A 25,411-nucleotide genomic window follows, 5' to 3' on the forward strand; every position below is an offset into this window, starting at 1 on the left:
CCCGCGCGCGCGGGGTGGTGGGTGGTGCCCCGGGCGCGGCCGCCCCGGCCCCCCCCCCCCCCCCCCCCCCCAACCCCCCACGACCTCGCAGTCGTTTCCAGAGCCCCTGCTGCCTCGTGCCGCAGGGGCTCTCGGCATGTCTGATCTGCTCAGAGGCGAACCAGTTGCGGAGTGAGTGCTCACTCATTTACTGTTCCTGCTATGCAGAGCGCGCGCCCCCGGGCATCCCGCATGTCTCCCGACGACCGCAAGGCGGCCATCGTCGACGCGGTGCTGCCGCTGGTCGCCGAGCGGGGGCACGACGTCACCTCCCGCGAGCTGGCGCAGGCTGCCGGGGTCGCGGAGGGCACCCTGTTCCGGGCGTTCGGCGACAAGACGGCGCTGGTCGGTGCCGTCGCGATCGAGGGCCTGTCCCGGGCGGGCAAGCCCGAGCAGACCCTCGCGGAGCTCACCGGCATCGACCCGGGGCTACCCCTCGAGCGGCGCCTGGAGCTCGTCATCGAGCTCGGCCGGCACCGCGTGGCGGAGGTGCTGCGGTGGATGTCCGTCCTGCGCAGCATGGCACCGACGCCCGGGGCGCCGCCGGGCTCCCCGCCCGGTGCGGCGGTGACGCCGGGTGTGCCTGGTTCGACCGACGGCCCGCCGTTCATCCCGGGCGCGGTGCCGGGCCGGCCGCTCGTTCCCGGTGTGCCGGGCTCGGACGACGGGCCGCCGATCGTGCCGGGTCCGCCGCCGGGTCAGCCGGTGCCGCCGGGCTCTCCGCCCGGCCGGCCCGGCGCGCCGGGGCCGCCGTACACGGGCGCCGGCACCGCCGCCGACCAGCACGAGCGGATGCTCAGCTACCGCAAGACGCTGCTGGAACAGCGCACCCGGCAGCGGGCGGCTACCGTCGAGGGCATCACCGCCGTCCTCGCCCCGGACGCGCACCGCCTGCGGGTCCCCGTCGAGGTGGCGGTCTCGCTGATCGAGTCGGCCATCGCCGGCGCACACCTGCGGATCGACCACCTGCAGCCGGCGGTGCCGGCCGACGTCCTGGCCGACGCCCTCGTCAACGGGCTCGCCGGCCCCGCGAAAAAGTCTGGCCCGCGCTCCGTGGACGGTGCAGCCTCCACTGCGGGACCGGATGCACCAGGTTCTCCAACCCCCAGCCCTGAAGGGAACTCTTGATGCTAGTCACGCTCGCCCGGAGATATCTGGGCCCGTACCGCTGGGCGGTGGTCGCGGTGCTCGTGCTGCAGCTGGTGCAGACGCTCGCGGCCCTGTACCTGCCCAGCCTCAACGCGGACATCATCGACCAGGGTGTCGTGCTCGGCGACATCGGCCACATCTGGAGCATCGGCGGCTGGATGCTGCTGGTGTCGCTGGGCCAGGTGGCCGCCTCGGTGGTCGCCGTCTACTTCGGCGCGCAGGTGGCCACGGCGTTCGGTCGTGACCTGCGGCGCGACCTGTTCCACACCGTGCAGACCTACTCCGCGCGCGAGATGGCCAAGTTCGGTGCGCCCACGCTCATCACGCGCGGCACCAACGACGTGCAGCAGGTGCAGATGACGGTGCTCATGACGTTCACCATCATGGTGATGGCGCCGATCATGCTGGTCGGCGGCGTGATCCTGGCGCTGTCCGAGGACGTCACGATGTCGGGGCTCCTGCTGGTCATCGTGCCGGTGCTGGCGGCCACGGCCGGCGTCATCGTGTGGCGCATGGTGCCGCACTTCCGCCGCATGCAGAAGCGCATCGACGCCATCAACAGCGTGCTGCGCGAGCAGATCACGGGGCTTCGGGTGGTACGTGCCTTCGTGCGCGAGCGCCGCGAGACCGAGCGGTTCGGCGTGGTGAACGAGGAGCTGTTCGACACCTCGCTGCGCGCGGGCCGGCTCATGGCGCTGACGTTCCCGGTGGTCATGCTCATCATGAACATGTCCTCGGTGGCGGTGCTGTGGTTCGGTGCGCACGAGATCGAGGCCGGGGGCATGCAGATCGGCTCCCTGACGGCGTTCCTCAGCTACCTCATGTACATCCTCATGGCCGTGATGATGTCCACGATGATCTTCATGATGATCCCGCGCGCTGCCGTCGCGGCGGACCGGATCGGGGAGGTGCTGGAGACCAGCTCGTCCGTGGTCGACCCGGACGCCCCCGTCGCGCTCTTCCCCACGGAGGACGAGGACGCCGTTCCCGCCCCGCGCGGCCAGGTCACCTTCGAGAACGTCGAGTTCCGGTACCCGGGCGCCGAGGAGCCGGTGCTGCACGACCTGTCCTTCACCGCGGAGCCGGGCCGGACCACGGCGATCATCGGTTCGACGGGGTCCGGCAAGTCGACCCTGCTGAACCTGGTACCGCGCCTGTTCGACGCGACGGACGGCGCCGTGCGGGTCGACGGCATCGACGTGCGCGACGTGACCCAGCGCGACCTGGGCTCGCTCATGGGGCTGGTGCCGCAGAAGGCGTTCCTGTTCAGCGGCACGGTGGCGGACAACCTGCGGTACGGCAAGCCGGACGCCACCGAGGAGGAGATGTGGGCGGCGCTGGAGGTGGCGCAGGCGCGCGACTTCATCGAGGCCCTGCCGGACGGGCTGGAGTCGGTCGTGGCGCAGGGCGGTGCCACCTTCTCGGGCGGGCAGCGGCAGCGCCTGGCCATCGCGCGGGCGGTGATCCGCCAGCCGCGGATCTATCTGTTCGACGACAGCTTCTCCGCGCTCGACTACGCGACCGACGCCCGGCTCCGCGCCGCGCTGCGGCCGCAGACCCGCGAGGCGACGGTGATCGTCGTCGCGCAGCGCGTGGCGACCATCCGCGACGCCGAGCAGATCCTGGTGCTCGACCACGGACGCATCGTCGGCCGGGGCACGCACGCGGAGCTGCTGGCCGAGAACGAGACGTACCAGGAGATCGTGACGTCCCAGATGAGCTTGGAGGAGGCCGCGTGATCGAGCATGGCGAAGCCCCGATCGTGCGGGCCGACCGGGTGCGGGTGTCCCGCAAGGTAGAGGAGGAGGCCGCGTGAGCGCGGAAGAGAAGCCTCAGGGCAGCACCACCACGGCCGCTCCGGCGGCACCCGGGCGTGGTCCCGGCGGCGGGCGCGGCCCGGGTGGCGGCGGCCCGATGGGCATGGGGATGGGCATGCCCGTCCAGAAGCCGATGAACTTCAAGGGTTCGCTGCGCCGGTTCGCCGGGGCGCTGCGCCCGGAGCGCCTCAACATCGTGGTGCTCATGATCCTGGGTATCGGGTCGGTGGCGCTGACCGTGCTGGGGCCCAAGCTGCTGGGTAACGCGACGAACGTGATCTTCGCGGGTGTCGTGGGCGCGCAGCTCCCCGCGAACCAGACGGTCGAGCAGGCGGAGGCCGGGCTGCGCGCCGCGGGCCAGGACCAGATGGCCGACCTGCTCACGGGCGTGGTCGGCGTCGTCCCCGGCCAGGGCATCGACTTCACCCTCCTGATGCAGACGCTCGGCTGGGTCGTCGCCGCCTACCTCGGGGCCTTCCTGTTCGGGTGGCTCCAGGCCCGGATCACCACCGGCGTCGTGCAGCGGACCATGCGGACGCTACGTGACCAGGTCGAGGCCAAGCTGCACCGCATCCCGCTGTCCTACGTGGACAAGCAGCAGCGCGGCGAGATCCTGTCGCGCGTCACCAACGACATCGACAACGTGGCGCAGACGACCACGCAGACGCTCGCGCAGCTCGTGACCGCCGTGCTGACGGTGATCGGCGTGCTGTTCATGATGTTCTGGATCTCGCCGATCCTCGCCCTGGTCGCGCTGGTGACGGTGCCGCTGTCGGTGATCCTGACGGCGCAGATCGCCAAGCGCAGCCAGCCGCAGTTCGTGGAGCAGTGGGCGGCCACCGGGCGGCTGAACGCGCACATCGAGGAGTCGTTCACGGGTCACGCGCTGGTGAAGGTGTACGGGCACCAGGAGAGCACCGCCGAGGCGTTCGCCAAGGAGAACGGTGCGCTGTACACCTCCAGCTTCAAGGCGCAGTTCATCTCGGGCACCATCCAGCCCGCGATGGGGTTCCTCGCGAACCTGAACTACGTGATCGTGGCGGTCATCGGTGGCCTGCGGGTCGCGTCGGGCACCCTGTCGCTGGGTGACGTGCAGGCGTTCATCCAGTACTCGCGCCAGTTCACGCAGCCGCTCACGCAGGTGGCCTCGATGATGAACCTGCTGCAGTCCGGCGTGGCCTCGGCGGAGCGGGTGTTCGACCTGCTGGACGCGCCGGAGCAGTCGGCGGACCCGGCCGAGTCGCAGAAGGTCGAGCCGGTGCGCGGCCGGGTCGCGTTCGAGGACGTCCAGTTCTCGTACACGCCCGACCAGCCGCTCATCACCGGGCTCAACCTGGTGGCCGAGCCGGGGCAGACCATCGCCATCGTCGGCCCCACGGGCGCCGGCAAGACCACACTGGTCAACCTGCTCATGCGGTTCTACGAGGTGGACGGCGGCCGCATCACGCTCGACGGCGTCGACACGCGCGACATGTCGCGCGACGACCTGCGCTCGTCGATCGGGATGGTGCTCCAGGACACCTGGCTGTTCAAGGGCACCATCGAGGAGAACCTCCGGTACGGCGTGCCCGACGGCGCCTCGGTCGACGAGGAGACGTTCCTCGCCGCCACGCAGGCCACCCATGTGGACCCGTTCGTGCGGACGCTGCCCGACGGGTACGACACCGTCGTGGACGAGGAGGGTTCGTCGGTGTCGGCGGGCGAGAAGCAGCTCCTCACCCTCGCCCGCGCGTTCCTGGCCGATCCGGCGATCCTCGTGCTCGACGAGGCGACGTCGTCGGTGGACACCCGCACCGAGGTGCTGGTGCAGGAGGCGATGAACCGGCTGCGCAAGGACCGCACGTCGTTCGTCATCGCGCACCGGCTGTCCACCATCCGCGACGCCGACGTGATCCTGGTGATGGAGCACGGCGACATCGTGGAGCAGGGTTCGCACGACGACCTGCTCGCCGCGAACGGCGCCTACGCACGGCTGTACGCGAGCCAGTTCGCGGCCCCGGTGGTGGAGGAGCCGGCGGCCACGTAGGCGGGTGGCGCAGTCGTGGTGACCATGCGGTTGCTGCCAGGACGAGCCCAGTCCTGGCAGCAACCGCTTGGTCGTGGGCGGCCTGGCACTAGGGTCGCCGCGTGAGCTCTCTCTTCAGCGCGCCCGACGGCGGGCGCACCCCCGACCCGGCCCTGGCGCACCGGCGCGCCGACGTCACGGTGACCCTGCACGGGCCGGACGGCGTCCCGCTGGCCCATCACGACGTCGTCGTGCGGCAGACGCGGCACGCGTTCCTGTTCGGCTGCATCGGGTTCGACCTGGTGGACCTGGCGAACGGCACCTCACCGGACCCGGAGTACGACGGCCGCCTGGCCGACGCCTGGTTCGACGTCTTCAACCAGACCACCCTCCCGTTCTACTGGGGCACGTTCGAGCCCCAGCGCGGGGCGCCCCGGACCGAGCAGCTGCTCCGTGCGGCCCGGTGGTTCGCGGCGCGGGGCGTCGTCGTCAAGGGGCACCCGCTGGTGTGGCACACGGTCCAGCCGGACTGGCTGCTCGGGCTGCCCGATGCCGAGGTCGAGCGGCTCCAGCGGGAGCGCATCCGGCGCGACGTCGCGGCGTTCCGCGGCGTGATCGACACCTGGGACGCGATCAACGAGGTGGTGATCATGCCCGTGTTCACCGCGCAGGAGAACGCGATCACGCCGCTGGCGCGCCGCCGCGGCCGCGTCGAGATGATCCGGATGGCGTTCGAGGAGGCTCGCGCGGAGAACCCGGGCGCGACCCTGCTGCTCAACGACTTCGACATGTCGACGGCGTACGAGTGCCTGATCGAGGCCGTGCTGGAGGCCGGGATCCGGATCGACCGGCTCGGGCTGCAGAGCCACATGCACCAGGGCTACTGGGGCGAGGAGAAGACCCTGGAGATCCTCGACCGCTTCGCCCGGTACAACATCCCGATCCACCTCACCGAGACGACGCTGCTCTCGGGCGACGTCATGCCCGCGCACATCGAGGACCTCAACGACTGGCAGGTCGAGTCCTGGCCCTCGACGCCCGAGGGGGAGGAGCGGCAGGCCGACGAGGTCGAGCGGCACCACCGCACGCTGCTGTCCCACCCGGCGGTCGAGGCGACCACCTACTGGGGGCTGTCCGACCGGGGGATGTGGCTCAACGCGCCCGGCGGCCTGCTGCGTGCCGACGGTTCGCCCAAGCCGGCCTTCGCGCGGCTGCGCGAGCTGGTCAAGGGGGAGTGGTGGCTTGCGCCCACCACGCTGCGCACCGACGCCGAGGGCCGGATCCGCGTCGAGGGCTTTCTCGGCGACTACGAGGTGGAGGCACCGGACGCCGGCACGACAGCCCTCACGCTGGCGACCCCGGGCCGGTCCGCGGCGGCCGTCACCCTGCCGCCCCGCTGACGTCGGCGTCCGCCACCGTCGAGACCTGGTGGTGGCGCCGAGACCTGGTGCGCGGCCAGATCTCGGCGCCACCACCAGGTCTCGACGGGTTCAGGCGGAGGCCGCCGCGTGCGGGTCCGTCGCGTTCAGCGCCGAGACGACCTCGTCGTAGTCGCCGCGGACCTCGCCGTAGCGGAGGAACTTGACCCGCTCGACCTGGATCTCGTGGGCGTCCGGGTGCGCCTCCAGGAGCGCGGTCGTCTCGTCGATGTACTCGTCCAGCGGCATCGCGTGCGGGTTGGTCTCCTGCCCCGGCATGAGCTCGGTCTGGACCGACGGCGGCACCAGCTCCACCACGGACACGCTGGTCCCGGCGAGCTGGAGCCGAAGCGACTCCGACAGCATGTGCACCGCGGCCTTGGTCGCGTTGTACGTCGGGGTCACGCGCAGCGGGGCGTGCGCCAGTCCTGAGGACACGGTGAGGATGGTCGCCTCGGGGCGGCTCTGCAGGTGCTCGGTGAACGCGGCGATCAGCCGGATCGGGCCCAGCAGGTTGGTGACGACCGTGGCCTCGGCGTCCGCGAGGAAGCCCGGGGTGCGCCAGTCCTCCGCGCGCATGATGCCGGCCATCGGCACCAGCACGTTGACGTCGGGGAACCGCTCGATCACCTCGGCCGACGCCGCCGCGATCGACGCGGCGTCCGTCGTGTCGATCCGCACGGTGGCGAAGCCGTGCTCGGCGGCCAGGGCGTCCAGCGCCGAGACGCTGCGCCCGCCGACGATCACGGTGTTGCCCCGGTCCCGCAGCCGGACGGCGAGAGCCAGCCCGATGCCGCGCGTGCCGCCGGGGACGAAGATGGTGTTTCCGGTGATGTTCATGTCACCACCGTGCTCCGGCCTGCCCGGCGGCGGGAGAGACCCGGTGAACCAGGGACCGGCGGTCCCTGGCTCGTGCGGCCCGCCTGGCGCACGATAGGGACATGAACCGCTCCGCCCTCGCCGACTTCCTCCGCCGTCGCCGGGAGGCCCTGCGCCCGTCCGACGTCGGCCTGGTGCCCGGGCCGCGCCGTCGTGCACCCGGGCTGCGCCGCGAGGAGGTCGCGCTCCTGACCGGGATGTCCGTGGACTACTACGCGCGGCTGGAGCAGCAGCGCGGGCCGCAGCCGTCCGAGCAGATGCTCGCCGCGCTGGCCCGTGCCCTGCGCCTGACCGCCGAGGAGCGCGACTACATGTTCCGGCTCGCCGGTCACGGTGTGCCCCGGCGCGTGCCGCTCGAGTCCCACGTGGCACCCCCGCTGCTGCGCGTCCTGGACCGGCTGGAGGACTCGCCTGCCCTGATCCTGTCCGGCCTGGGCGAGGTGCTGGTGCAGAACCGGCTCGCGGAGTCGGTCTTCGGCGAGCCGCCCGCGAGCGGCCTGGCCCGGGCCTCGGCGTACCGGTGGTTCATGGAACCGGAGTCTCGGAACGTGTACGCGCCCGAGCACCACGAGCAGCAGGGGCGCAGCCAGGTCTCCTCCCTGCGGGCGGCGCACGCCGCCGCGGGTCCGGGCTCGTTCGCCGACGAGGTGCTGCAGGCGCTCCTGCGGGAGAGCGAGGAGTTCGTCCGCATCTGGGAGCGGCACGAGGTGGCGCGCCGGTTCGAGGACCACAAGACGCTGGTGCACCCCGAGCTCGGCCGGATCGACGTGGACTGCCAGGCGCTGTTCACCGAGGACCAGTCCCAGGCGCTCCTCGTGCTGACCCCGGCGCCGGGAACCGAGGCGGAGGAGAAGCTGCGGCTGCTGGCGGTGCTGGGGCACGAGACGTTCGCGTGACCGGTGCGCCGGGGTGCGAGGATCGTCCCGTGCACGACGACGACCGCTGCCCCTGCCTCTCCGGCGACATCTACGGCGCCTGCTGCGGGCGTTACCACTCCGGTGCCGCGACCGCCCCGACCGCCGAGGCGTTGATGCGTTCCCGCTACTCCGCCTTCGCGGTGGGCGACGAGGCCTACCTGCTGGCCACCTGGGCACCCGGGACCCGGCCGGACAGTGCCGGGTTGGGAGCCGAGGAGTGGCGCCGCCTCGACATCCACCGCACGGAGCGGGGCGGTCCCTTCGACACGGCCGGCGTGGTCGAGTTCACCGCCCACTACCGCGACCCGGCCACCGGCACCCGGGGCCGCCTGCACGAGACCAGCCGCTTCGTCCGCACCGGCGGGCGCTGGTTCTACGTCGACGGCGTACGCGAGGCCCGCTGAGACCGCTCAGATCCAGCCCTCCTCCCACGCGCGGTGGGCGGCCGCGTGCCGGGTCGCGACGCCCAGCTTGGCCATCGCGGAGGACAGGTAGTTGCGCACCGTGCCGGGCGCGAGGTGTACCGCGGCCGCGATCTCGGAGACCTGCGCCCCGGCGCGGGCCGCACGCAGCACCTCCAGCTCGCGGTCGGTCAGCGGGCACTCGTTCTCGGTGAGCGCGGACGCCGCGATCTCCGGGTCCACGTACCGGTGCCCGGCGGCGACGTCGCGCACGATCTGCGCGAGGCGCGCCGCGGGCGTGGACTTGGGCACGAACCCGCTCACCCCGGCGGCCAGCGCCCGGCGCAGGACGGCGGGGCGGGCGTGCCGCGTGACGACGACGATGCGCGGCGGCGTGCCGTCGGCGGCCGCCAGGATCTGCCCGGCCGCGTGCAGACCGTCCGTGGGCGGCATCTCCAGGTCCAGCACGGCGACGTCGGGCCGGTGCCGGGCGGCGAGGCGCACGGCGTCCGTCGTGGTGGCGGCCTCGGCCACGACCTGCAGGTCGTCCTCCAGGTCGAGCAGCGCGCCCAGGGCCCCGCGCAGGAGCTCCTCGTCGTCGGCGAGCAGGAGGCGGATCATGCGGTCACCGTCGCGGTGACCACGAACCGGCCGTCCTCGCCCGCCCAGGACAGCCGCCCGCCCACCGCGGCGAGGCGTTCCGCGAGCGAGACGAGGCCCGTGCCGTCGCCTGCGGCCGGCCCGCCGGGCGACGCGCCGTCGTTGTCGATGACGAGGCGCGCCCCGGTGTCCTCGGGGAGCAGGACGAACGCCGCGCGCGTGGCGCGGCTGTGCCGCAGCAGGTTGGTCGTGGCCTCACGCACCACCAGGCCGAGCAGCCCGCGCGGAGCCTCGGGCAGGGCGGCCGCGAGGTCGGCGTCGACGTCGGTCCGGACCGTCACGCCCGCGGCGGTCAGCACCCTGGACGCGTTGCTGATCTCGGCCGACAGCGTGGTGCGCCGGTAGCCCTGGACCAGGGCGCGGGTCTCGCGCAGGGCGTCCCCGGCGAGCTGCTGGACCTCGCGCATCTGCTCGGCGGCCCGGGCGGGGTCGGCCTCGGCGAGCCGTGCGGCCAGCTCGCTCTTCAGGGCGATGACCTGGAGGTGGTGGCCCTGGATGTCGTGCAGGTCGGCGGCGAACCGGAGGCGCTCGTCGGCCACGGCGAGCCGGCCGGCCATGCGCCGGGCGTCGTCGAGCCGGGCCGCGACCTGCCAGCCACGCAGCATGCCGAGCATCGCCGGGCCGAACGCCACCACCATCAGCGCGGGCATCCACGCGGCGTGCCCCACGTGCGGCTCGCCCGTGGCCAGGGCCACGGCCACGCCGACCGCCGGCAGCGCGACCAGCGCCGCGGCCAGCGCCGGCCACGCCCGCCGCGGCGGCAGGAACATCACCAGGACGGCGATCGTCGCGGCCGGCGCGATCGACCAGATGCCGAAGTTCCCGGCCGCGAGCGGCACCGCGCCGGCGAGCACCGCGGCGCCGCACGCGGTCACCAGCCAGCCGGCCGACGCCGGCTCGTCCCGCACGCGCCGGCCGAGCAGCACGGCGCACGCCACGATCGTGGCCGCCGTCGCCAGGCCGGTGACGGCGCGCAGGCCCGGGTGGACGCCGGGATCGAGCACCCAGTCGCCGACGGCGAAGCCGAGCACGCACGCCACGGTGCCCGCCAGCGCCCACCAGACGTTGCGGCGGAAACCGGCGAGCCCGCCGGCGCCGTCGTCCGCGGGTGCCCTGACCGTGCTCATGGCGCCATCCTGCCAGCGCCCGGGCCCGGCCGGGGCGGCGGCGCGGGTCTCGATGACATCTGTCATGCGAGGTCGTGACAGATGCCCGTCCGCGGGTGCCGTCCGGCACTACTGGGCGCCCGCGTGGTCGGACAGCGTGGAGACCGGCGCGGCGAACGACGCCGCCCCGGACGACGAGGAGACGACGATGACGCAGACGACGGCCCGGCAGACGGACCAGACGACGATCTCGCCGGTGCCCGGCACGGTGCACGGGCGACCCCCGGCGCAGACCCACGCCGGACCGCACGGTACGCACCACGGTGCGCGACCCGCCACCCGGACGCGCAGGACCCTGCGGTTCCTCGCGCACCTGGCCGAGATGGTCGTGGTCATGGTGCTCGGGATGATGCTGCTCGCCCCGGCCTGGGACGTGGCGGGAGCGGCCCTGGGCGTCGCGGCCCTGCTCGCCCGGCCCGACGTCGCCGCGGTGGTGATGGTGGCGGACATGGTGGTGGCGATGACCGTGTGGATGCGGGTCCGGCGGCACGGCTGGGCGGCGGTCGGGGAGATGAACGCGGCGATGGCGGCGCCGTTCGCGGTGCTGCTGGTGCTGTTCTGGACGGGCGCCGTCGGCGCGGGCGGCCTGATGCTCTGGGGCCACGTGCTGATGGTGCCGGCGATGGCGGCGGCGATGCTGCTGCGGCCGGCCGAGTACACCGAGCACGCGCACGGCGTCGACCTCGCGTGGCTCGCCCGGCGGTGGCCGGTGCTCCTGGCGCTGCTGCTGCTCGCGGGCACGGTCGCGGGCGGCGCGGGTGACGTGCCGGCCTGGCTCGTCGTGGCGATGGCTCTCGTGTACCCCGTCGTGGGCGTCCTGCGGAACCAGGTCCGCGGCCGGTCGATGCTGGTGCTCCAGGCGGCAGGGCTCGCGGTGTTCGCGGGCGTCAGCCTGCTGGCCGGCGCGCTCGCGGGACAGGACGCCGGGGCCTGGGTGCTCGCGGCCGGGCTCGTGGGGCACGGTGTCTGGGACGTCCTGCACCACAGGGCCGGCGCCGTGATGTGGCGCTGGTACGCCGAGGCCTGCGTGGTCTACGACGTGCTCCTGGCGGCGGCCGTGCTGGCGACGACGTTCGGTTCCTGACGGCGTCACCGGTCCGGGCGTGTGCGGGATTCCCGCAGGATGCGGGCGGCGCGCGCGTGGCGGCACGCGTGGCGCCGTTCGCCCGCTCTACGTTGGTGCGCTATGGACAGCGCGCCGCCCGGCACTCCGACCAGCCCCGGACCCGACCCCCGACGTGACCCCGGACGTGACCCCGGACGTGACCCCGGACGTGACCCCCAGGAACGCCCGGCACCTGCTCCCGGTGCCTCCGGGTCGACCGTCCTCGAGCTGCGCATCCACGGCATCGCGAACGCCGTACCGCACAGCTCGCTCGACCTGCCGCGCGGCGAGGTCACCCAGTCCGACGGCGACAGCCTCGGCAGCTTCTGGACGCCGCGGCCCGAGGCCGAGGCCCGCGACAAGGCGCTCCCGCCGGGGCACGTGCACGCGATCCGCCCGGACGTGCGCCGCGAGGCCTACTCCTGGGGTGCGATGGCGCGCCTCGGCGGCCTCCCGTTCGGCGGCGTGCTGGGGCTGGTGGGAACCGCCGCGGTGCGGCTCATGTGGGCCGCGATGGTCCCGTTCGGCCTGGCGAACGCGGGGTACTGGGCGCGGCGCATCCCGGCGCCGGACACCGGCTCCGGCGGCACAGCGGCCACGCCACCCGCCGACGCCGGCCGTCCGCCGTCGGGCAGGCTGGTCCCCGAGGCGACCGCCGCGCTGACGCGGCTCTTCGCGCTCGGGCTCACCCTCCTGTTCGTGTCGGCGGTGGCCACCGTCGCGCTGTCCGTGGTCGGCACGCGCTGCATGGGCCTGGCGACGCCGGGCCCCGACTCGGTGGTCCCCGTCTGCGCCCGCATCCCGGGCGTCCTGTACGGGCTGGCGCGGATGGACGTCGGCGACCGCCTCGCCCTGCTGTCGCTCGTCCCGGTGCTCCTGGTCGCGGTGCTGGTGCTGGTGGCCCACGGCGGGCAGGTCCGGTTCGAGTCGAAGTTCTCGGTGATGCGCGCCGGGGGAGTCGTCCCGCCGTCCGGCCCGCCGCTGCACCGGGCCGGCTTCTGGTCGCAGCGCACCGGCTCCGGCCTGCTCTGGGCGCACCTGGGCGCGGCGCTCGCGCTCACCGGCCAGTTCCTCACCTGGACCCGGTACGCCGACGTCGGCCTGCCGATGCCCGGTCTGCCCGTGGCCGCCCTGGTCGTGATCCTCGGGGCGTGCGCACTGGTGGCCCTGCGCACCGACGACGACGGGGTCCAGGCGCACGCACCCCGCTGGAAGGGCCGGGCCGCGCTCGCGGTGTTCGCGGCCGGCCTGCTCGTCTGGGTGCTGGCCTGCTGGGCGGCCTTCGCCGGGCCGCAGCCGGCGCGCATGCCCGCCCTGATCGGCGTGGACCTCGTGCCGGCGCTGCTGGGCGTCGGCCTGTTCGGCATCGCGGCCACCGGCCTGGCCTGGCGCACGGCGCGCCACGTCCGCGCCGTCGCCGCGTGGACCCTGGTCCCGGTCGTGGCCACCCTCTGCGTGGCGGTGGTGCTGGTCACCGAGCCGGGCGCCCCGCTGCGGCACCTTCTCGTGGGCCTCGCCATGCTCGCCGTGCTGAGCCCGGCCGTCGTGGTCCTGGTCGCGATGCTCCTGCGCCGCCGCGTCCACGAGGGCTGGAACGGCGCGGGCCCGGGCGTCTTCCTGCTCGTGTCGGCGGCGGCCGCCGCCGTGTACTCCAGCCTGCTGGTGCTCGGCGTGCAGTGGTTCCTGCGCACCGGCGAGCCCGCCGCGCCCGAGCCGCTCGGGGAGGGTCTGGTCGGTGTGGTCCGCCGGGTGCCCGACCCCGACCTCGTCCGGGTGCCGCCCGTGTACACCGAGTTCGGCACCGCGTCCGTGGTGATCGCGCTCGTGTTCCTGGTGCTGCTGGTCGTGGCGCTCGCCGGACCGTACGTGATGGACGTGCTGCGCTCGCGGCCCCTGTGGATCCCCGCCGCGCCGCGCACGTCCGGGCCGCCGTACGGTCCGGCGGCGCCCGCGTGGCGCGCCGTGGCCGACGCCCCCGACCCCGACGGCGGCCCCAGCCCCGTGCTGGAGCGGGTGCTGCGCGGCCGGCAGGTCGCGGCCATGTCGCACAGGGCGGAGCTCGCCGTGGGCGCGCTGGCGGCGGCCGCCTACGTGGCGGCCGTCGTGGCGCACATCCCGCTGATCGCCCAGCACGACGACACGGGCAGCGTCCAGATCCCGCTCTGGCTGTCCGGCCTGGCGGTGCCGGCCCTGGGGGTGCTCGCCGCGACGCTGGTGGTCAGCGCGATGGCGGGTGCCGCGGGCGGCGGGCCGTCCCGTCCCTGGGGCCTGCTGTGGGACCTGCTGTGCTTCCTGCCCCGCAGCGCGCACCCGTTCGGACCGCCGAGCTACGCCGAGCGGGTCGTGCCCGAGGTTCGCTCGCGCGTCGACGCCTGGCTCGCGGGTGCCGACCTCACCGACGACGCCGAGCGCGCCCGCGTGGCCCCGACGCGGCGCGTGGTGCTGTCGGCGCACTCGATGGGCGCCGTGCTGGCCGCGGCGGTCGTGCTGATCCGTGCGGGCAACCCGGTGCCGGGTCTCGTGGACGGCCGGATCGGTCTGCTCACCTACGGCACGCAGCTGCGCCCCTTCTTCGGCCGGTTCTTCCCGGACCTCCTGGGTCCGACGACGACCGGCACGCCGCCGTGCACCGGTCCGGCCTGGTCGGCGGACCCGTGGGGCGGTCAGGTACTGGGTTCCGGACCCGGGGCGGACCCGGCGGCGCCGTTGACGCCGGGACGCCCCGAGCCCGGCTCGGGGGAACAGGTCACGCTGATGTCCCTGCTGACCTGCGGTGCGAAGCCCGCGTGGGTGAACCTGTGGCGGCGCACCGACTTCCTGGGCTTCCCGGTGGTGGGGTACGGGGAGAACGAGACGGACCGCGGGGCCGAGGAGATGGACCGGTCGGCCTATCTCTTCGCCGTGGCCGCCCATTCGGGCTACCAGTCGTCGTGGGCGTACCACGAGGCGCTGGACGAGGTGATCTCTCGCCTGGGCCGGAGCTGAACCGCACGCTCAGGCGACACGCGAAGGCTGACGCCGGCTGGGCCGTCGGGAGCCCAGCCGGCGGTCACGCGGCGAGCGGTGCGGGGGTGACGACGTCGCGCAGGCGGGCCAGCGCCCGCTCGAGGATCTGCGCCACGTGCTCCTTGGTCACACCGAGGCGGCGGCCGATCTCGTCGAGGGTGCGCGTGGTGCCGTCCAGGAGCCCGAAGCGCATCTCCAGCACACGGGCCTCGACGCTGTCGAGGTGGGCGACGGCCTGCCGGATGCGGCGGCGCAGCATGGTCTGCTCGGGGGTGGGGCCGGCCTGGCTCGCGGGAGAGGCCTGCTCGGCCGCGGCGACCGCGCGGACGATCGAGCGGCGTACCCAGCGGTGGGCGTAGGCGGCGAACGTGCCGTGCGCGGGGTCGTAGGAGTCGGCGGCGCGGACCAGGCCGACGTTGCCCTCCTGGACCAGGTCCATGAACGGCATGCGGCCCGAGTACGAGCTCGCGATCGCCGGTACGAGGCGGAGGTGGGCGAGGACGAGACGCTCCTTTGCGTATTGCCCGTCCTTGACCCGCGCTTCGAGCTGTGTGCGGAGGCTGGGGGAGACCGCGGTGGACTCGAGGGTGCGTGCGGCGTCGGCGCCGGCGACCGCCCGCTCGAGGAGGGACTCGAGCTGCGCCTCGTCCAGCGACGGCGTGCGCTCGATCATCGCAGCGTAGGACGGAGGTAGCGCGGGATGCGGAACGGTGTCCTTGCTGCGGCGTGCGCGGGACGACCGGGGAGTCCGGGTAGTTCTCATCGCAACTCTCCTCTTGAGTGAGACGAACTTTCCTTGCCCGGAGCATATGGAATCTTGGGCCGTTGTGGGAAGCCGAGAGGATTTCGCTGTGAGAGATAACGGGACGATAACGGCGTCCCGGTGCGGCGCGCCGTGGAACCCGAGTTCCAGGACGGGCCCCGGTGCAGGGAGAATGGGCCGGTGACCACCCCCGACGTCGTCCACGTGGACGACCCTGCCGACGAGCGGCTCGCCGACTACAACCGCCTCACGGACGTCGTCCTGCGCTCCCGGCACGAGCCGGCCAAGGGCCTGTACATCGCGGAGAGCTCGACGGTGATCCGTCGGGCGGTGGCCGCCGGCCACCGGCCCCGGTCCTACCTCATGGCGCCGAAGTGGCTGGACTCGATGGCCGACGTGATCGCTCCCGGTGTGCCCGTCTACGTCGCGGAGGAGCCCGTGCTGAAGGAGATCACGGGCTTCCACCTGCACCGTGGTGCGCTGGCCGCGATGCACCGGCCGACGCTGCCGGACGTGCGGGACCTGCTGGCGGGGGCACGGCGGGTGGTGATCCTGGAGGACATCGTGGACCACACGAACGTCGGCGCGGCCATGCGTGCCTGCGCGGCGCTCGGCGTGGACGCGGTGCTGTTCACCCCGAGCTGCGCGGACCCCCTCTACCGCCGCGCGGTGCGCGTCTCCATGGGCACCGTGTTCCAGGTGCCCTGGACGCGGATCGACCCGTGGCCGGGCGGGATCGACGTGCTGCACGAGCACGGCTTCACCGTGGCCGCCCTGGCCCTCGAGGACGACTCCGTCTCGCTGGACGACCTGGTGGCGGACCCGCCCGCGAAGCTGGCCATGGTGCTCGGCACCGAGGGGGACGGGCTGAAGCCCAGCACGATCGCCGGCTGCGACCTGACGGTCCGGATCCCGATGTCCGGGGGAGTGGACTCGCTGAACGTGGCCTCCGCGGTGGCGGTGGCCGCCTGGGCGACGCGGGTACCGGGCCACGCCGCCGAGTAGGCGGCGCGGCGCGCGGGGTCAGTTCTCGGCGCGGCCCTTGCGCCAGTAGCCCATGAACGCGACCGACTTGCGGTCCACCTGGCACTCGTTGACCAGGTAGCGGCGCAGCGACTTGATGACGCCCGCCTCGCCGGCGAGCCACGCGTACAGCACGGTCTCCTGCACCAGGGGCTGGCCGGTGCCGTCGACGGGCACCTCCCAGAGGATCCCGGCGTCGATGTCGACGTCGTCCGCCTCGCCCGAGAGGTCGAGCCCGGCGGCGGTGAGGGCCGGCGTCGTGTCGGACGCCGACGGGCGCACGCCCATCGCGAGCAGGCGGTCGGCGGCGTCCTGCACGGCCGGGACCAGCACGTCGCCGTGCTCCTGTCCGTCGCGGGCCAGCCAGTGCACGCGCACGCCCTCGGGTGCGGCGAGGTCCCAGCCGTCCTCGGGGTGCGGCACCTCCAGGAAGACCTCGCCCACGGCGTCGGCGGGCAGGGACTCGCAGATGGCGGCGATGGCGGGCACGGCGGTCTCGTCGCCGGCCAGGAGCAGCGCGTGGCTGGTCGACGGCGGGGCGAACTCGACGCCGCCGTGGATGCCGTCGTACTCGGCGTTGGGGCCCATGATGACCAGCGGGTCACCGGCGGTCGCGTTCAGCGCCCAGCGCGAGGCGGGGCCGGTGTCACCGTGCATCACGACGTCGACGTCGACCTCGCGCAGGTTCTGCCGCACCGTGCGCACCGTGTAGGTACGCATCGGGTTGCGCTCCTCGTCCGGGAGCGAGCGCCAGGCGGCGTACCAGTCGGGGTCGTCGCGGCGCAGGCCGTCCCAGCCGCCCCGCGGCGACGGGAGCAGGAGCTTGATGCGCTGGTCGCGGCCGTTGTCCGCGAACTTGTCGAGGTCCTGGCCCCGGAAGGTGATCCGGACGAAGGACGGGCACAGGCGCGTCACACGCGCGACCTCGACGTCGAACATGCGCGAGGGCCTGGTGTCGAGCCCCCCGGTCTTGGTGGTCACGACGGTGAGCCTAACCTAAGTTCGCTACCCCTTCGCAACGGTTCGAGAATGCGACACGGGTCACATACCCGGTCGGCGCAGGAGCGCACGTCGAGCGCCGGAAGATCACCCGCTCACTCAGGAAGTTCACCCAGTACAAAGGGTGCATTGCGTCTTATTCGGCCTATTTACTGTGCATGGTCTCTGCCCGGGTGACGTTCCGGCAGGGCCTCTGACGCCGGGACGGCTCCGTCCGGCGCGCTCTGCCTTGTCCCCACTCGCTGGAGAGCTCCACATGATCGACCACTTCGCGCTGGGCTGGGTCACACCGGTCCTGTCGTTCCTGCTGTCGTGCGCCGGGTGCGCCGTCGGTCTGACCTGCACGGCCCGCGCCCGGGTCTCCCGGGGTGCCGCCAGCACGGGCTGGCTCGCCCTCGGTGCCGTCTCCATCGGCGGCACGGGCATCTGGGTCATGCACTTCGTCGCGATGCTCGGGTTCCACATCCGCGGTACCGAGACGCGGTTCGACGTGCCCCTGACGATCGCCAGCGGCGTGCTGGCCGTCGCCGTCGTGGGGCTCGGCCTGTTCATCGTCCGCGCGGCGGGCGTGGGCATCGGCGCGCTCCTCGCGGGCGGCACCGTCACCGGCCTGGGGATCTCCGCCATGCACTACCTCGGCATGCGCGCCCTGCACGTCGGCGTCGAGGTGACCTACGACCTCGTGACCGTCGCCGTGTCGGTGCTGGTCGGCATCGTCGCGGCCACCGCAGGGCTGTGGCTGTCGGCCAAGGTGCACACGATGGCCGCGGGCATCGGGGCCACGCTCATCATGGGGATCGCCGTCTCCGGCATGCACTACACGGGCATGGCGGCCATGCGCGCCGAGGTGGTCCGGGGCGGCATGGTCGTGGCCGACGGCGGCGTGTCCGTGTCCGCGCTGCTCGGGCCGCTCATCATCGGCGTCACCATCAGCACCATCCTGCTGCTCCTGGTGATCGGCGTCGCGCCCAGCGCCTCGGAGCTGGAGGCGCAGGAGAAGTTCAAGGGCTGGCAGGACCGGCAGGAGCAGCTCCGGCGCGAGGTGACGGACCCGCGCCGCCGGTCGCTGCTGCGGTGATATCGCACCGCCTCAGCGGGTATCTCGGGGCAATGTGGTAGATATCAGACCCAGACGTTCGGGGAGGAACGGATGGGTGCGACGGGGCAGCCAGGCAGGACCGGGGGACGCGAGGGCGGCGGCCCCCGCCCGTGGTGGGGGGATCACCGCACCACGGTGTTCACCGTGTTCGGCACCGTAGCCGGTATCTGCACCGCCGCCATGGGGATCGTGGACCGTCAGGGGCAGATCGTCCTCCTGGTGATCGCCGTGGCGCTCTTCCTGCTCGGACTGGCCGCGCTGGTGCGCGTGCGCACCTACGTACGTCTGTCCACCGTCGCCTGGGAGTGGGGCAGGCGCCGTCGCGTCGTCGTCCTGCCCCTGGTGGCCGTGGTGCTGGCCGGTGCGACGTTCGTCGTGCTGGTGGTGCAGCGCGAACGGTCCTGCGAGGACCCGACCGAGGTGGCCGTGGCAGTGCCGGAGGACGGCGCCGTGGGCTTCGCCGCGGCGGCCGACGCCTTCGAGCGGGACTCGGTCAACGCGTTCGGTTGTCCCGAGCACCATGTGACCACGTTCGGCGTGGGGTGGCCGGCGCTGCGTGCGGCGCTCGTCTCGGGCTGGGCCGAGATTCCCGACGGGCGCCATGACTCGTCGCTCGGCCTCGGCCCCCGGCCGGACGTCTGGATCGCGGAGTCCGGTGCCCAGGCCGACATCGTGACGCGGGAGGCCCCTGGTCCGGCGTTCACGGTGGCCGACCGGGTGCTCGTGGCCGGGTCACCGCTGGTCCTGGCCGTCCCGGAGCCGTATGCGGACGCGCTGCGGGCGACGACGGGTCCCGGCGACTCGGTCCGCGAGCTGGTCGACGCCGCGGGGGCCGCCGGGCTCGACGTCGCGCGTGCCAACCCGGACACCTCCTTCGCCGCGGCGCTGCACACCGTGGGCCTGTACGAGGCCGAGCCCGACGCCCGGCCGCTGGAGCTGGACCTGGGGCGCTCGCTCGAACGTGCGGGCCTGCCCTTCGGCTCGGACGGTGCGCTCCTGTGCCGACTGGACGAGCTGTCCGCGGCGGAGCCACCGCAGGTCGCGGTGCTGACCAGTGAGCGCGCGGTGCTCGACGGCGGGGCCGCCTGCCCCGTCTCGGGCACGGGCGGCAGCCGCGCCGCGCTGGTCCCGTTCTACCCGGCTTCCGCCGTCGGCCTGGACTACACGGCGGTCCGGCTGGACTGGGCGGGCACGCGGGCCGGACGCCGGGCAGGCGGGGCGGAAGCCTTCGTCGAGTGGCTCGGTACGCCTGCGGGCCGTGCGGCGCTGGGCCGGGAGGCGGGCGTACGCGGCCCGGACGGGCAGCCGCCGTCCGCACTGGTGGACGCGCCGGTGATCGTGCCGGGTACGAACCTCCTGGCATACACGCGCGTCCTGTCGGCCGAGGAGCGCTACCGTGCGGCCCGCCGCCCGGCACGCGTCCTCGTGCTCGTGGACGCCTCCGCCTCCATGGCCCGGCCCGCCGACGGCGAGCGGATGCGGGACGACGTGGCCGAACGCGGAGTGCTCGACGCGCTCGGCCACCTCAGCGACGCCGACGAGGTGGGCATCTGGTCCTTCTCCGGCGCTCCTGGGTCGAGCCCGCGCCCCCTCCTCGACCTGACGCGGAACCCGGCGGCGCGCAGCGCGGCGCCCGATGCTCTGGCCGGAGTGGAACCCGGCGGGGCGACGCCGCTGTACGACGCGCTCGACGCCGGGACGTCCTACCTGTCCGGCCTGGATCCTGCTGGTGCCTCCCGCCGGCACCTGACCGCGCTGGTCGTCCTGACGGACGGGGAGGACCGCCCGGGGCCGGAGCCGGGGCCGACGCTGACGGCGCAGGACCTGGTCGCGTCCGCAGCGTCAGGGACGGCGGCCGGCGTGCGGGTGTACGCGGTGGCGGTGGGCGAGGCGTCGTGCCAGGTGAGTGACTTGCGCCAGATCACCACCGCATGGGGCGGCGAGTGCTGGGACAGCTCCTTCGGAGAGCTGGAGGACACCCTGGACAGCCTGTTCGGCCAGCTGGGAGGACGGTGACATGACCGGTGACATGGCAGGTGACATGGCCGGTGGTGAGGACGGCGGTGCGCACGGGATCACCCGTCGCGGCCTGCTCGTCGGTGGCGCGGCCGGGCTCCTCGCGGGCGCTGCGCTGCCGCTGGGCGTAGAGCGGCTCTTCGGCGGCCCGGCGGACCTCGAGCGGTTCGCCGCGGGGGACCAGCTCACCGTGCTCAGCGGCCGGGACGAGACGGATGGCGGACAGCGCCGGCTGCTCGTGGACCTGTGGAACCGGGTGCACCGGGAGCACCCCGCACGGATCGTCGAGGTGTCGAGCAACGCGGACCGTGCGTACAGCACGATCCTGTCCGCCGCGCAGGCCGCCGACCCCGCCTACGACGTCTACAACCTCGACATCCCGTGGGTCCCGCAGCTCGCGCGGGGCGGCTACCTGAGGGTGCTGGAGGATGCGTCCGGCGAGGGGTTCCTCGCCGGGCCCTGGGCGGCGGGCACGTGGGACGGCGCCGTGTACGCGCTGCCGTTCAACTCCGACGTCGGGCTCCTGTACTGCAACCTGGACCTGGTCGCCGAGTACTACGGGGGCGACGTCCCGGCGGCGGACCCGATCCCGGTGCGCGGCGGCTGGGCCGGGCTCGACCGGTTCGCGCACGAGGTGCTCGACGCGGTGGGCGGCGACCGGACGGGGCTGAGCCGTCCGCCCGCCGACATCGCGATCGCACTGCAGCTCGCCGACTACGAGGGCTGCACCGTCAACCTCTGGGAGATCCTGCTCGGCGCGGGCGCGCTCTCGCTCGACGCCGAGGGGCGCCCGCGGTTCGACGGGATCGACGGGATCGCAGCGACGGTCGACGCCCTCGCCGAGCGCATCAGCGCGTCGTCGGGCGGGCCGGGCGGCGCGGCGGCGTCCCTGGCGTTCGACGAGCAGGGGGCGCTCGCGGCGTTCGCCGCGGGCCGCGCGGTCTTCCTGCGGCACTGGCCGCGCGCGCTACGGGTGCTGCGCGGGGCGGACTCGGCACCGTTCCGGGTCGGCTTCATGCCGATGCCGGGTGGCGGGGTGCTGGGCGGGCAGAGCCTCGCCGTCGCGACGGCGTCCAGGTACCCGGTGGCGGCCCGACGGCTCGTCGAGTTCCTCACGGACGAACGCAGCCACCAGCTCATCTTCGAGCGCGGCGGGTTCGCCGCGAGCCGGGAGGCACCGTACCTCGACCCGGAGGCGCCCTGGGCGCGCCCGGCGGACACCGACGGCCTGGCGGCGTCGCTGGTGGACTACGCCACCGGGAAGGGAGCGCGAGGGACGAACGACCCGCTGCGCAAGGCCAACGACGCGCTGCGGCTGGCGCTGGTCGGGGCAGCGCCCCGACCGCGCCTGCAGCACTACGTCGGGCTCAGCGAGGACTTCCGCCGCTACGTCCGGGCTGCGCTGTCGCCCGGCGGCGACGCACGGTTCGACGCCGCTCAGCTCGCCGACCGGATGTCTGCGGCCCTCGACGGGCGTGTCCCGCCTGGCTGAGGGTCCCGCTCCGGGCGAGCGGTCAGCGCAGCACGCCCAGGTCCTCGGTCACCTCCACGCCGGGCATGGCGCACAGCAGCGGCCCCGGCATGAGGAGCTTGGACCGGCGCACGCCCGAGCCCATCAGGGCCATGGTGCCGTCCTGCGCGAAGCGTGCGTCGACGAGCACGCGGTAGCTCCCGGGCAGGCCGACGGGCGTGATGCCGCCGTACTCCATGCCGGAGTCGGCCACGGCGCGGTCCGTCGGCAGGAACGACGCCTTGCGCACGTCCAGCAGCTTGCGCACGCGCTTGTTGACGTCGGCGAACGTACTGGCGGGCACCACGCACGCCGCGATCCGCTCCTCCTCGCCGCGCTTGCCGGCCACGAGCACGCAGTTGGCCGACGCCTCCGGCGGCAGGTCGTGCAGCTCGTTGAGGGTGGCCGTGTCGGCGTGCTCGGGGTCGATCTCCGTGACGGCGACCTGGCCTGCGACGCGCGGGTCGGCGGCGGCCCAGGCAGTCAGCGCCGCGCGCACCGGGTCGGCGAGCAGCTCCGGGTGGTCGAGCGCGGGCGCCCAGGCGAGGTCGCCCAGGGTGGGCAGGGTGGCGTGCCGGCTCATCGGCTGTACGTCGCCGTCAGCGTGGCGCGGCCCAGCAGGTGGAAGTACACGTTGAACGCCACCTGCGCGTTGCTGTTGTCCGGGCCCAGGCCCAGCTCACCGGGTGCGACGTCCAGGGCGTGCACGGCGAAGATGTACCGGTGCGGGTGGTCCCCGGGCGGCGGGCCGGCCCCCTCGAAACCGGGCGTGTGACCGTCGCTGTGCGTGTGGAACGCGCCCGCGGGCAGGCCCGAGCCGTCGGGTGCGCCGGCGCCGGTGGGCAGTGACGTCACGTCCGCCGGGAGGTCCACGACCGTCCAGTGCTGGTAGCCCATCGGCGTCGGGGCGTCCGGGTCGTAGCAGGTGACCACGAACGACCGGGTGCCCTCGGGGAACCCGCTCCACTCCAGCGCGGGCGAGACGTTCTGGTCGTGCGCCGCGTGCGCGTCCGGCATGCGCTCGCCGTCGGTGAGGTCGGCGCTCGTCAGCGTGAAGGTCGCGGGTGCGGGCAGGAGCGTGTACGGGTCCGGGGGATAGGGGCGAGTGAAGTCCATGCCCTCACTCTGCCGAATCCCCTGCTCACCTGCCAACGACGCCTCACCCCACCGGCCCCTGGCCTGCTGAACCGGTCTCAGGAGGTCTGGGCCACCCGCAGGAGGTGGCGGAACGCCGTGCGGGCGCGGGCCGGGCTCGGTTCGTCGCCGGTGATGAGGTCTGCGTAGGTCAGGGACTCCGACACGCGTACCAGCAGGTAGGCCAGCTCCTCGGGCGTGATGGTGCCGTCGAACGGCGCCTCGCCCAGGTCGCGCACCACGAGCCACTCGACCGTGGCGACGAAGCGCCGCTGGATGGGGCTGTCGGCGGTGGTGAGCAGGCGCAGGGAGCGGGCCGGCTCGCGGCGCAGGAAGGCGCGGAAGTAGTCCGCCTCGATGAGGTCGCGGGCGAACGTGGTCAGCAGGTCCGCGAGCCGTTCCGCACCGGTGAGGTGCTCGGTGGCGCGGTCGGCCTGCACGAGCGTGGGCACCGCGAGCGACCACAGCACCTCGCTCAGCAGCGCGTCCCGGTTGCCGACCCAGCGGAACACCGACGTGCGGTCCACGCCGAGGCGCGCGGCCAGCGGGGCCATGTCGATGCGATAGCCCTCGATGAAGGTGTCGCGGGCGATGTCGAGCACCCGCTGCGCCTCGGGGCGCGTGCCCAGGCGGGCCGACAGCCGGCTCGGCGCGGCGTCCAGCCCGACGGTCGCGACGCTCGGCGTCGTTGTCGTCATCCACTCATCCAACCGCGACGGAGGGGGCCGTGCAACAAAATGCAGAACGATGCATTCGGGACACTCGACCCGATGCGTCGCACTCTATCGCCGGGCGCGGGGGCGTGCTACGGTCCTCGCACAAACCGACCGGCCGGTATGGAGGGCGCTGTGGCAGACGACGACGTCGCCGAGGACGGCACGTTCAGGGGCAGGGTCGACGGCAGGTTCGACGGCAGGGTCGTGCTCGTCACGGGCGCGAGCCGTGGGATCGGCCTCGCGGTCGCCCGCCGTGTGGTGGCCGAGGGCGGCCGCGTAGCGATCACCGGGCGGACCGCCGGCGCCCTGGCGGAGGCGGTGACCGGGCTCGGCGCGGACCGCGCGCTCGGCGTGCCCGGCAAGGCGGACGACGCCGCCCACCGCGCCGACGTCGTCGAGCGGACCATCGAACGCTTCGGGCGGCTGGACCACCTCGTGAACAACGCCGGGATCAATCCCGCCTGGGGGCCGCTGGCCGGCCTGGACGCGGGTGTGGCCCGCAAGATCCTGGAGGTGAACGTGATCGCCGCGCTGGAGTGGACGCGCGCGGCGGTCGCGGCGGCCGGCCCTGCGGGCGGGCTCCGCTCCGTGGTCAACATGGCGTCGCTCGCGGGGACGGTGTCGGCGCCGAACATCGGCTTCTACGGTGTCTCGAAGGCCGCACTGATCAACCTGACGGTCCAGCTCGCCGACGAGCTCGCTCCCGCGACCCGGGTCAACGCGCTCGCACCGGCGGTGGTCCGGACCCGGCTGGCGCGCGCCCTGTACGAGGGTCGCGAGGAGGAGGCCGCCCGCGGCTACCCGCTGGGCCGGCTCGGCGAGCCCGACGACGTGGCCGGCCCCGCCGCCTTCCTCCTGTCCGACGACGCCGCGTGGATCACGGGCCAGACCCTCCTGGTCGACGGCGGCGCGAGCGTGCGGGCGGCCTGGTGAGCCGCGCGGCCGTGGCGGCGGGGACGGTGGAGGATGTGGCCATGCGCACCACGAACGTCCGCGAGCAGGTGCTGCGGGCCGCCCTCGACCTCTTCTCCAGCCAGGGGTACGCCACCACCAGTGTGCAGCAGGTGGTCGCCGCCGCCGGCGTCACCAAGGGCGCGATGTACCACTACTTCACCTCCAAGGACGACCTGCTCTTCGCGATCTACGAGCGGATGCTGTCGCTGCAGAAGGCGCGCCTCGACGAGCTCGTGGCGGCGGGAGCCGAGCGGGGCGACGGCGTCGAGCAGGTGCTGCGGGCCGTGTGCGAGGACGTGGTGACCACCTCGATCGAGCTGATGGCCGAGGGCACCGTGTTCACCCGCAGCCAGCACATGCTCGCGCCCGAGCGCCAGGCGGAGGTCAAGCGCCGGCGCCGGGCCTACCACGACGACTTCGCCGCGCTCCTCGAGCGCGGCATCCGGGAAGGGGTGTTCCGTGGCGACGTGCCCACCGCGGTGCTCATCGCGCACTTCTTCTCCGACGTGCACTACCTGCCCCAGTGGTACTCGCTGACGGGCCCCGAGACCACCGCCGAGGTCGCGGCGCAGCTCACCGAGCTGTTCCTGCGCAGCATCCGCACCGGCGACGCGAGCACACGGAAGGAATGACGC

Annotated in this window: 22 protein-coding genes; 14 read left to right on the forward strand and 8 right to left on the reverse strand. The window is 73.7% G+C overall.

Going from position 1 to position 25,411, the window contains the following annotated elements:
* Positions 1 to 231: 231 nt before the first annotated feature.
* The 4 genes from ACIG47_RS06135 (at position 232) to ACIG47_RS06150 (ending at position 6,410) form a co-directional block, all read left to right on the forward strand.
* Entirely contained in the window at positions 232 to 1,167 is a 936-nt protein-coding gene (locus tag ACIG47_RS06135) for a TetR/AcrR family transcriptional regulator (protein ID WP_397430061.1), read from the forward strand.
* Positions 1,167 to 2,927, forward strand: coding sequence for an ABC transporter ATP-binding protein (locus tag ACIG47_RS06140; RefSeq protein WP_397430062.1), 1,761 nt, complete (start codon positions 1,167 to 1,169; stop codon positions 2,925 to 2,927). The genes ACIG47_RS06135 and ACIG47_RS06140 overlap by 1 nt, the downstream gene beginning before the upstream one ends.
* Positions 2,928 to 3,120: 193 nt before the next feature.
* Positions 3,121 to 5,031: an ABC transporter ATP-binding protein gene (locus tag ACIG47_RS06145; protein ID WP_397430351.1), complete on the forward strand. Its 1,911-nt coding sequence runs from the start codon at positions 3,121 to 3,123 to the stop codon at positions 5,029 to 5,031.
* Positions 5,032 to 5,132: 101 nt separating this feature from the next.
* On the forward strand, positions 5,133 to 6,410 hold the full coding sequence (locus tag ACIG47_RS06150; protein ID WP_397430063.1) for an endo-1,4-beta-xylanase: 1,278 nt from the start codon (positions 5,133 to 5,135) through the stop codon (positions 6,408 to 6,410).
* A 90-nt stretch (positions 6,411 to 6,500) separates the two neighbouring features.
* Here ACIG47_RS06150 and ACIG47_RS06155 read toward each other — a convergent pair whose 3' ends face one another.
* Positions 6,501 to 7,268 carry an SDR family oxidoreductase gene (locus tag ACIG47_RS06155; RefSeq protein WP_397430064.1) on the reverse strand — a complete coding sequence of 256 codons (768 nt, stop codon included), beginning with the start codon at positions 7,266 to 7,268 and terminating at the stop codon, positions 6,501 to 6,503.
* A 101-nt stretch (positions 7,269 to 7,369) separates the two neighbouring features.
* Between ACIG47_RS06155 and ACIG47_RS06160 the strand changes: the two genes are divergently transcribed.
* Both ACIG47_RS06160 and ACIG47_RS06165 read left to right on the forward strand, forming a co-directional pair.
* On the forward strand, positions 7,370 to 8,203 hold the full coding sequence (locus ACIG47_RS06160) for a helix-turn-helix transcriptional regulator (protein ID WP_397430065.1): 834 nt from the start codon (positions 7,370 to 7,372) through the stop codon (positions 8,201 to 8,203).
* A 29-nt stretch (positions 8,204 to 8,232) separates the two neighbouring features.
* Positions 8,233 to 8,628 (forward strand): YchJ family protein, encoded by a 396-nt coding sequence (locus tag ACIG47_RS06165; RefSeq protein WP_397430066.1) that lies wholly within the window; start codon positions 8,233 to 8,235, stop codon positions 8,626 to 8,628.
* A gap of 6 nt (positions 8,629 to 8,634) precedes the next feature.
* Here the strand turns inward: ACIG47_RS06165 and ACIG47_RS06170 are convergent, their stop codons facing one another.
* Positions 8,635 to 9,246: a DNA-binding response regulator gene (locus tag ACIG47_RS06170; RefSeq protein ID WP_397414595.1), complete on the reverse strand. Its 612-nt coding sequence runs from the start codon at positions 9,244 to 9,246 to the stop codon at positions 8,635 to 8,637.
* Complete coding sequence (locus ACIG47_RS06175) at positions 9,243 to 10,412, reverse strand: sensor histidine kinase (protein ID WP_397430067.1); 1,170 nt, start codon at positions 10,410 to 10,412, stop codon at positions 9,243 to 9,245. The genes ACIG47_RS06170 and ACIG47_RS06175 overlap by 4 nt, the downstream gene beginning before the upstream one ends.
* A gap of 64 nt (positions 10,413 to 10,476) precedes the next feature.
* Here ACIG47_RS06175 and ACIG47_RS06180 point away from each other — a divergent pair, with 64 nt between their 5' ends.
* Both ACIG47_RS06180 and ACIG47_RS06185 read left to right on the forward strand, forming a co-directional pair.
* Entirely contained in the window at positions 10,477 to 11,535 is a 1,059-nt protein-coding gene (locus ACIG47_RS06180) for a hypothetical protein (protein ID WP_397430068.1), read from the forward strand.
* Between the two features lie 102 nt (positions 11,536 to 11,637).
* Positions 11,638 to 14,541, forward strand: coding sequence for a hypothetical protein (locus ACIG47_RS06185; RefSeq protein ID WP_397430069.1), 2,904 nt, complete (start codon positions 11,638 to 11,640; stop codon positions 14,539 to 14,541).
* A gap of 64 nt (positions 14,542 to 14,605) precedes the next feature.
* Here ACIG47_RS06185 and ACIG47_RS06190 read toward each other — a convergent pair whose 3' ends face one another.
* Entirely contained in the window at positions 14,606 to 15,235 is a 630-nt protein-coding gene (locus ACIG47_RS06190) for a sigma-70 family RNA polymerase sigma factor (RefSeq protein ID WP_397414603.1), read from the reverse strand.
* 270 nt (positions 15,236 to 15,505) lie between these two features.
* On the opposite strand from ACIG47_RS06190, the gene ACIG47_RS06195 reads away from it, so the two are divergent.
* The gene (locus ACIG47_RS06195) at positions 15,506 to 16,330 is read left to right on the forward strand and encodes a TrmH family RNA methyltransferase (protein WP_397414605.1); all 825 of its coding nucleotides are present in this window, start codon (positions 15,506 to 15,508) and stop codon (positions 16,328 to 16,330) included.
* Between the two features lie 18 nt (positions 16,331 to 16,348).
* Here the strand turns inward: ACIG47_RS06195 and ACIG47_RS06200 are convergent, their stop codons facing one another.
* Positions 16,349 to 17,329, reverse strand: a complete 981-nt coding sequence (locus tag ACIG47_RS06200) for a siderophore-interacting protein (protein ID WP_397414607.1) — start codon at positions 17,327 to 17,329, stop codon at positions 16,349 to 16,351.
* Positions 17,330 to 17,603: 274 nt separating this feature from the next.
* Here ACIG47_RS06200 and ACIG47_RS06205 point away from each other — a divergent pair, with 274 nt between their 5' ends.
* From ACIG47_RS06205 to ACIG47_RS06215, 3 genes are all read left to right on the forward strand, one after another.
* Entirely contained in the window at positions 17,604 to 18,425 is an 822-nt protein-coding gene (locus ACIG47_RS06205) for an MHYT domain-containing protein (protein ID WP_397414609.1), read from the forward strand.
* Positions 18,426 to 18,590: 165 nt separating this feature from the next.
* Entirely contained in the window at positions 18,591 to 20,462 is a 1,872-nt protein-coding gene (locus ACIG47_RS06210; RefSeq protein WP_397430070.1) for a VWA domain-containing protein, read from the forward strand.
* Position 20,463: 1 nt separating this feature from the next.
* Positions 20,464 to 21,954 carry an extracellular solute-binding protein gene (locus ACIG47_RS06215; protein ID WP_397430071.1) on the forward strand — a complete coding sequence of 497 codons (1,491 nt, stop codon included), beginning with the start codon at positions 20,464 to 20,466 and terminating at the stop codon, positions 21,952 to 21,954.
* Positions 21,955 to 21,976: 22 nt separating this feature from the next.
* Here ACIG47_RS06215 and ACIG47_RS06220 read toward each other — a convergent pair whose 3' ends face one another.
* The 3 genes from ACIG47_RS06220 to ACIG47_RS06230 form a co-directional block, all read right to left on the reverse strand.
* A complete protein-coding gene (locus ACIG47_RS06220; protein WP_397414611.1) occupies positions 21,977 to 22,555 on the reverse strand; it encodes a YbaK/EbsC family protein in 579 nt (192 codons plus the stop codon).
* Positions 22,552 to 23,088, reverse strand: a complete 537-nt coding sequence (locus tag ACIG47_RS06225) for a YbhB/YbcL family Raf kinase inhibitor-like protein (protein ID WP_397414613.1) — start codon at positions 23,086 to 23,088, stop codon at positions 22,552 to 22,554. The genes ACIG47_RS06220 and ACIG47_RS06225 overlap by 4 nt, the downstream gene beginning before the upstream one ends.
* Positions 23,089 to 23,165: 77 nt before the next feature.
* On the reverse strand, positions 23,166 to 23,804 hold the full coding sequence (locus ACIG47_RS06230) for a QsdR family transcriptional regulator (protein ID WP_397414616.1): 639 nt from the start codon (positions 23,802 to 23,804) through the stop codon (positions 23,166 to 23,168).
* A gap of 150 nt (positions 23,805 to 23,954) precedes the next feature.
* Here ACIG47_RS06230 and ACIG47_RS06235 point away from each other — a divergent pair, with 150 nt between their 5' ends.
* Together ACIG47_RS06235 and ACIG47_RS06240 are read left to right on the forward strand one after the other, a co-directional pair.
* Positions 23,955 to 24,755, forward strand: coding sequence for an SDR family oxidoreductase (locus ACIG47_RS06235; protein ID WP_397430072.1), 801 nt, complete (start codon positions 23,955 to 23,957; stop codon positions 24,753 to 24,755).
* A gap of 41 nt (positions 24,756 to 24,796) precedes the next feature.
* Positions 24,797 to 25,408 carry a TetR/AcrR family transcriptional regulator gene (locus tag ACIG47_RS06240; RefSeq protein ID WP_397430073.1) on the forward strand — a complete coding sequence of 204 codons (612 nt, stop codon included), beginning with the start codon at positions 24,797 to 24,799 and terminating at the stop codon, positions 25,406 to 25,408.
* Positions 25,409 to 25,411: the final 3 nt, after the last annotated feature.

The organism is Promicromonospora sp. NPDC052451 (assembly GCF_044547525.1).
GTDB lineage: Bacteria > Actinomycetota > Actinomycetes > Actinomycetales > Cellulomonadaceae > Promicromonospora.

Coding starts and splice junctions, on each gene's coding strand:
- ACIG47_RS06135 (WP_397430061.1), top strand. CDS start 232: ATGTCTCCCGACGACCGCAAGGCGGCCATCGTCGACGCGGTGCTGCCG.
- ACIG47_RS06140 (WP_397430062.1), top strand. CDS start 1,167: ATGCTAGTCACGCTCGCCCGGAGATATCTGGGCCCGTACCGCTGGGCG.
- ACIG47_RS06145 (WP_397430351.1), top strand. CDS start 3,121: ATGCCCGTCCAGAAGCCGATGAACTTCAAGGGTTCGCTGCGCCGGTTC.
- ACIG47_RS06155 (WP_397430064.1), bottom strand. CDS start 7,268: ATGAACATCACCGGAAACACCATCTTCGTCCCCGGCGGCACGCGCGGC.
- ACIG47_RS06160 (WP_397430065.1), top strand. CDS start 7,370: ATGAACCGCTCCGCCCTCGCCGACTTCCTCCGCCGTCGCCGGGAGGCC.
- ACIG47_RS06170 (WP_397414595.1), bottom strand. CDS start 9,246: ATGATCCGCCTCCTGCTCGCCGACGACGAGGAGCTCCTGCGCGGGGCC.
- ACIG47_RS06175 (WP_397430067.1), bottom strand. CDS start 10,412: ATGAGCACGGTCAGGGCACCCGCGGACGACGGCGCCGGCGGGCTCGCC.
- ACIG47_RS06180 (WP_397430068.1), top strand. CDS start 10,477: ATGCGAGGTCGTGACAGATGCCCGTCCGCGGGTGCCGTCCGGCACTAC.
- ACIG47_RS06185 (WP_397430069.1), top strand. CDS start 11,638: ATGGACAGCGCGCCGCCCGGCACTCCGACCAGCCCCGGACCCGACCCC.
- ACIG47_RS06190 (WP_397414603.1), bottom strand. CDS start 15,235: ATGATCGAGCGCACGCCGTCGCTGGACGAGGCGCAGCTCGAGTCCCTC.
- ACIG47_RS06205 (WP_397414609.1), top strand. CDS start 17,604: ATGATCGACCACTTCGCGCTGGGCTGGGTCACACCGGTCCTGTCGTTC.
- ACIG47_RS06215 (WP_397430071.1), top strand. CDS start 20,464: ATGACCGGTGACATGGCAGGTGACATGGCCGGTGGTGAGGACGGCGGT.
- ACIG47_RS06220 (WP_397414611.1), bottom strand. CDS start 22,555: ATGAGCCGGCACGCCACCCTGCCCACCCTGGGCGACCTCGCCTGGGCG.
- ACIG47_RS06225 (WP_397414613.1), bottom strand. CDS start 23,088: ATGGACTTCACTCGCCCCTATCCCCCGGACCCGTACACGCTCCTGCCC.
- ACIG47_RS06230 (WP_397414616.1), bottom strand. CDS start 23,804: ATGACGACAACGACGCCGAGCGTCGCGACCGTCGGGCTGGACGCCGCG.
- ACIG47_RS06240 (WP_397430073.1), top strand. CDS start 24,797: ATGCGCACCACGAACGTCCGCGAGCAGGTGCTGCGGGCCGCCCTCGAC.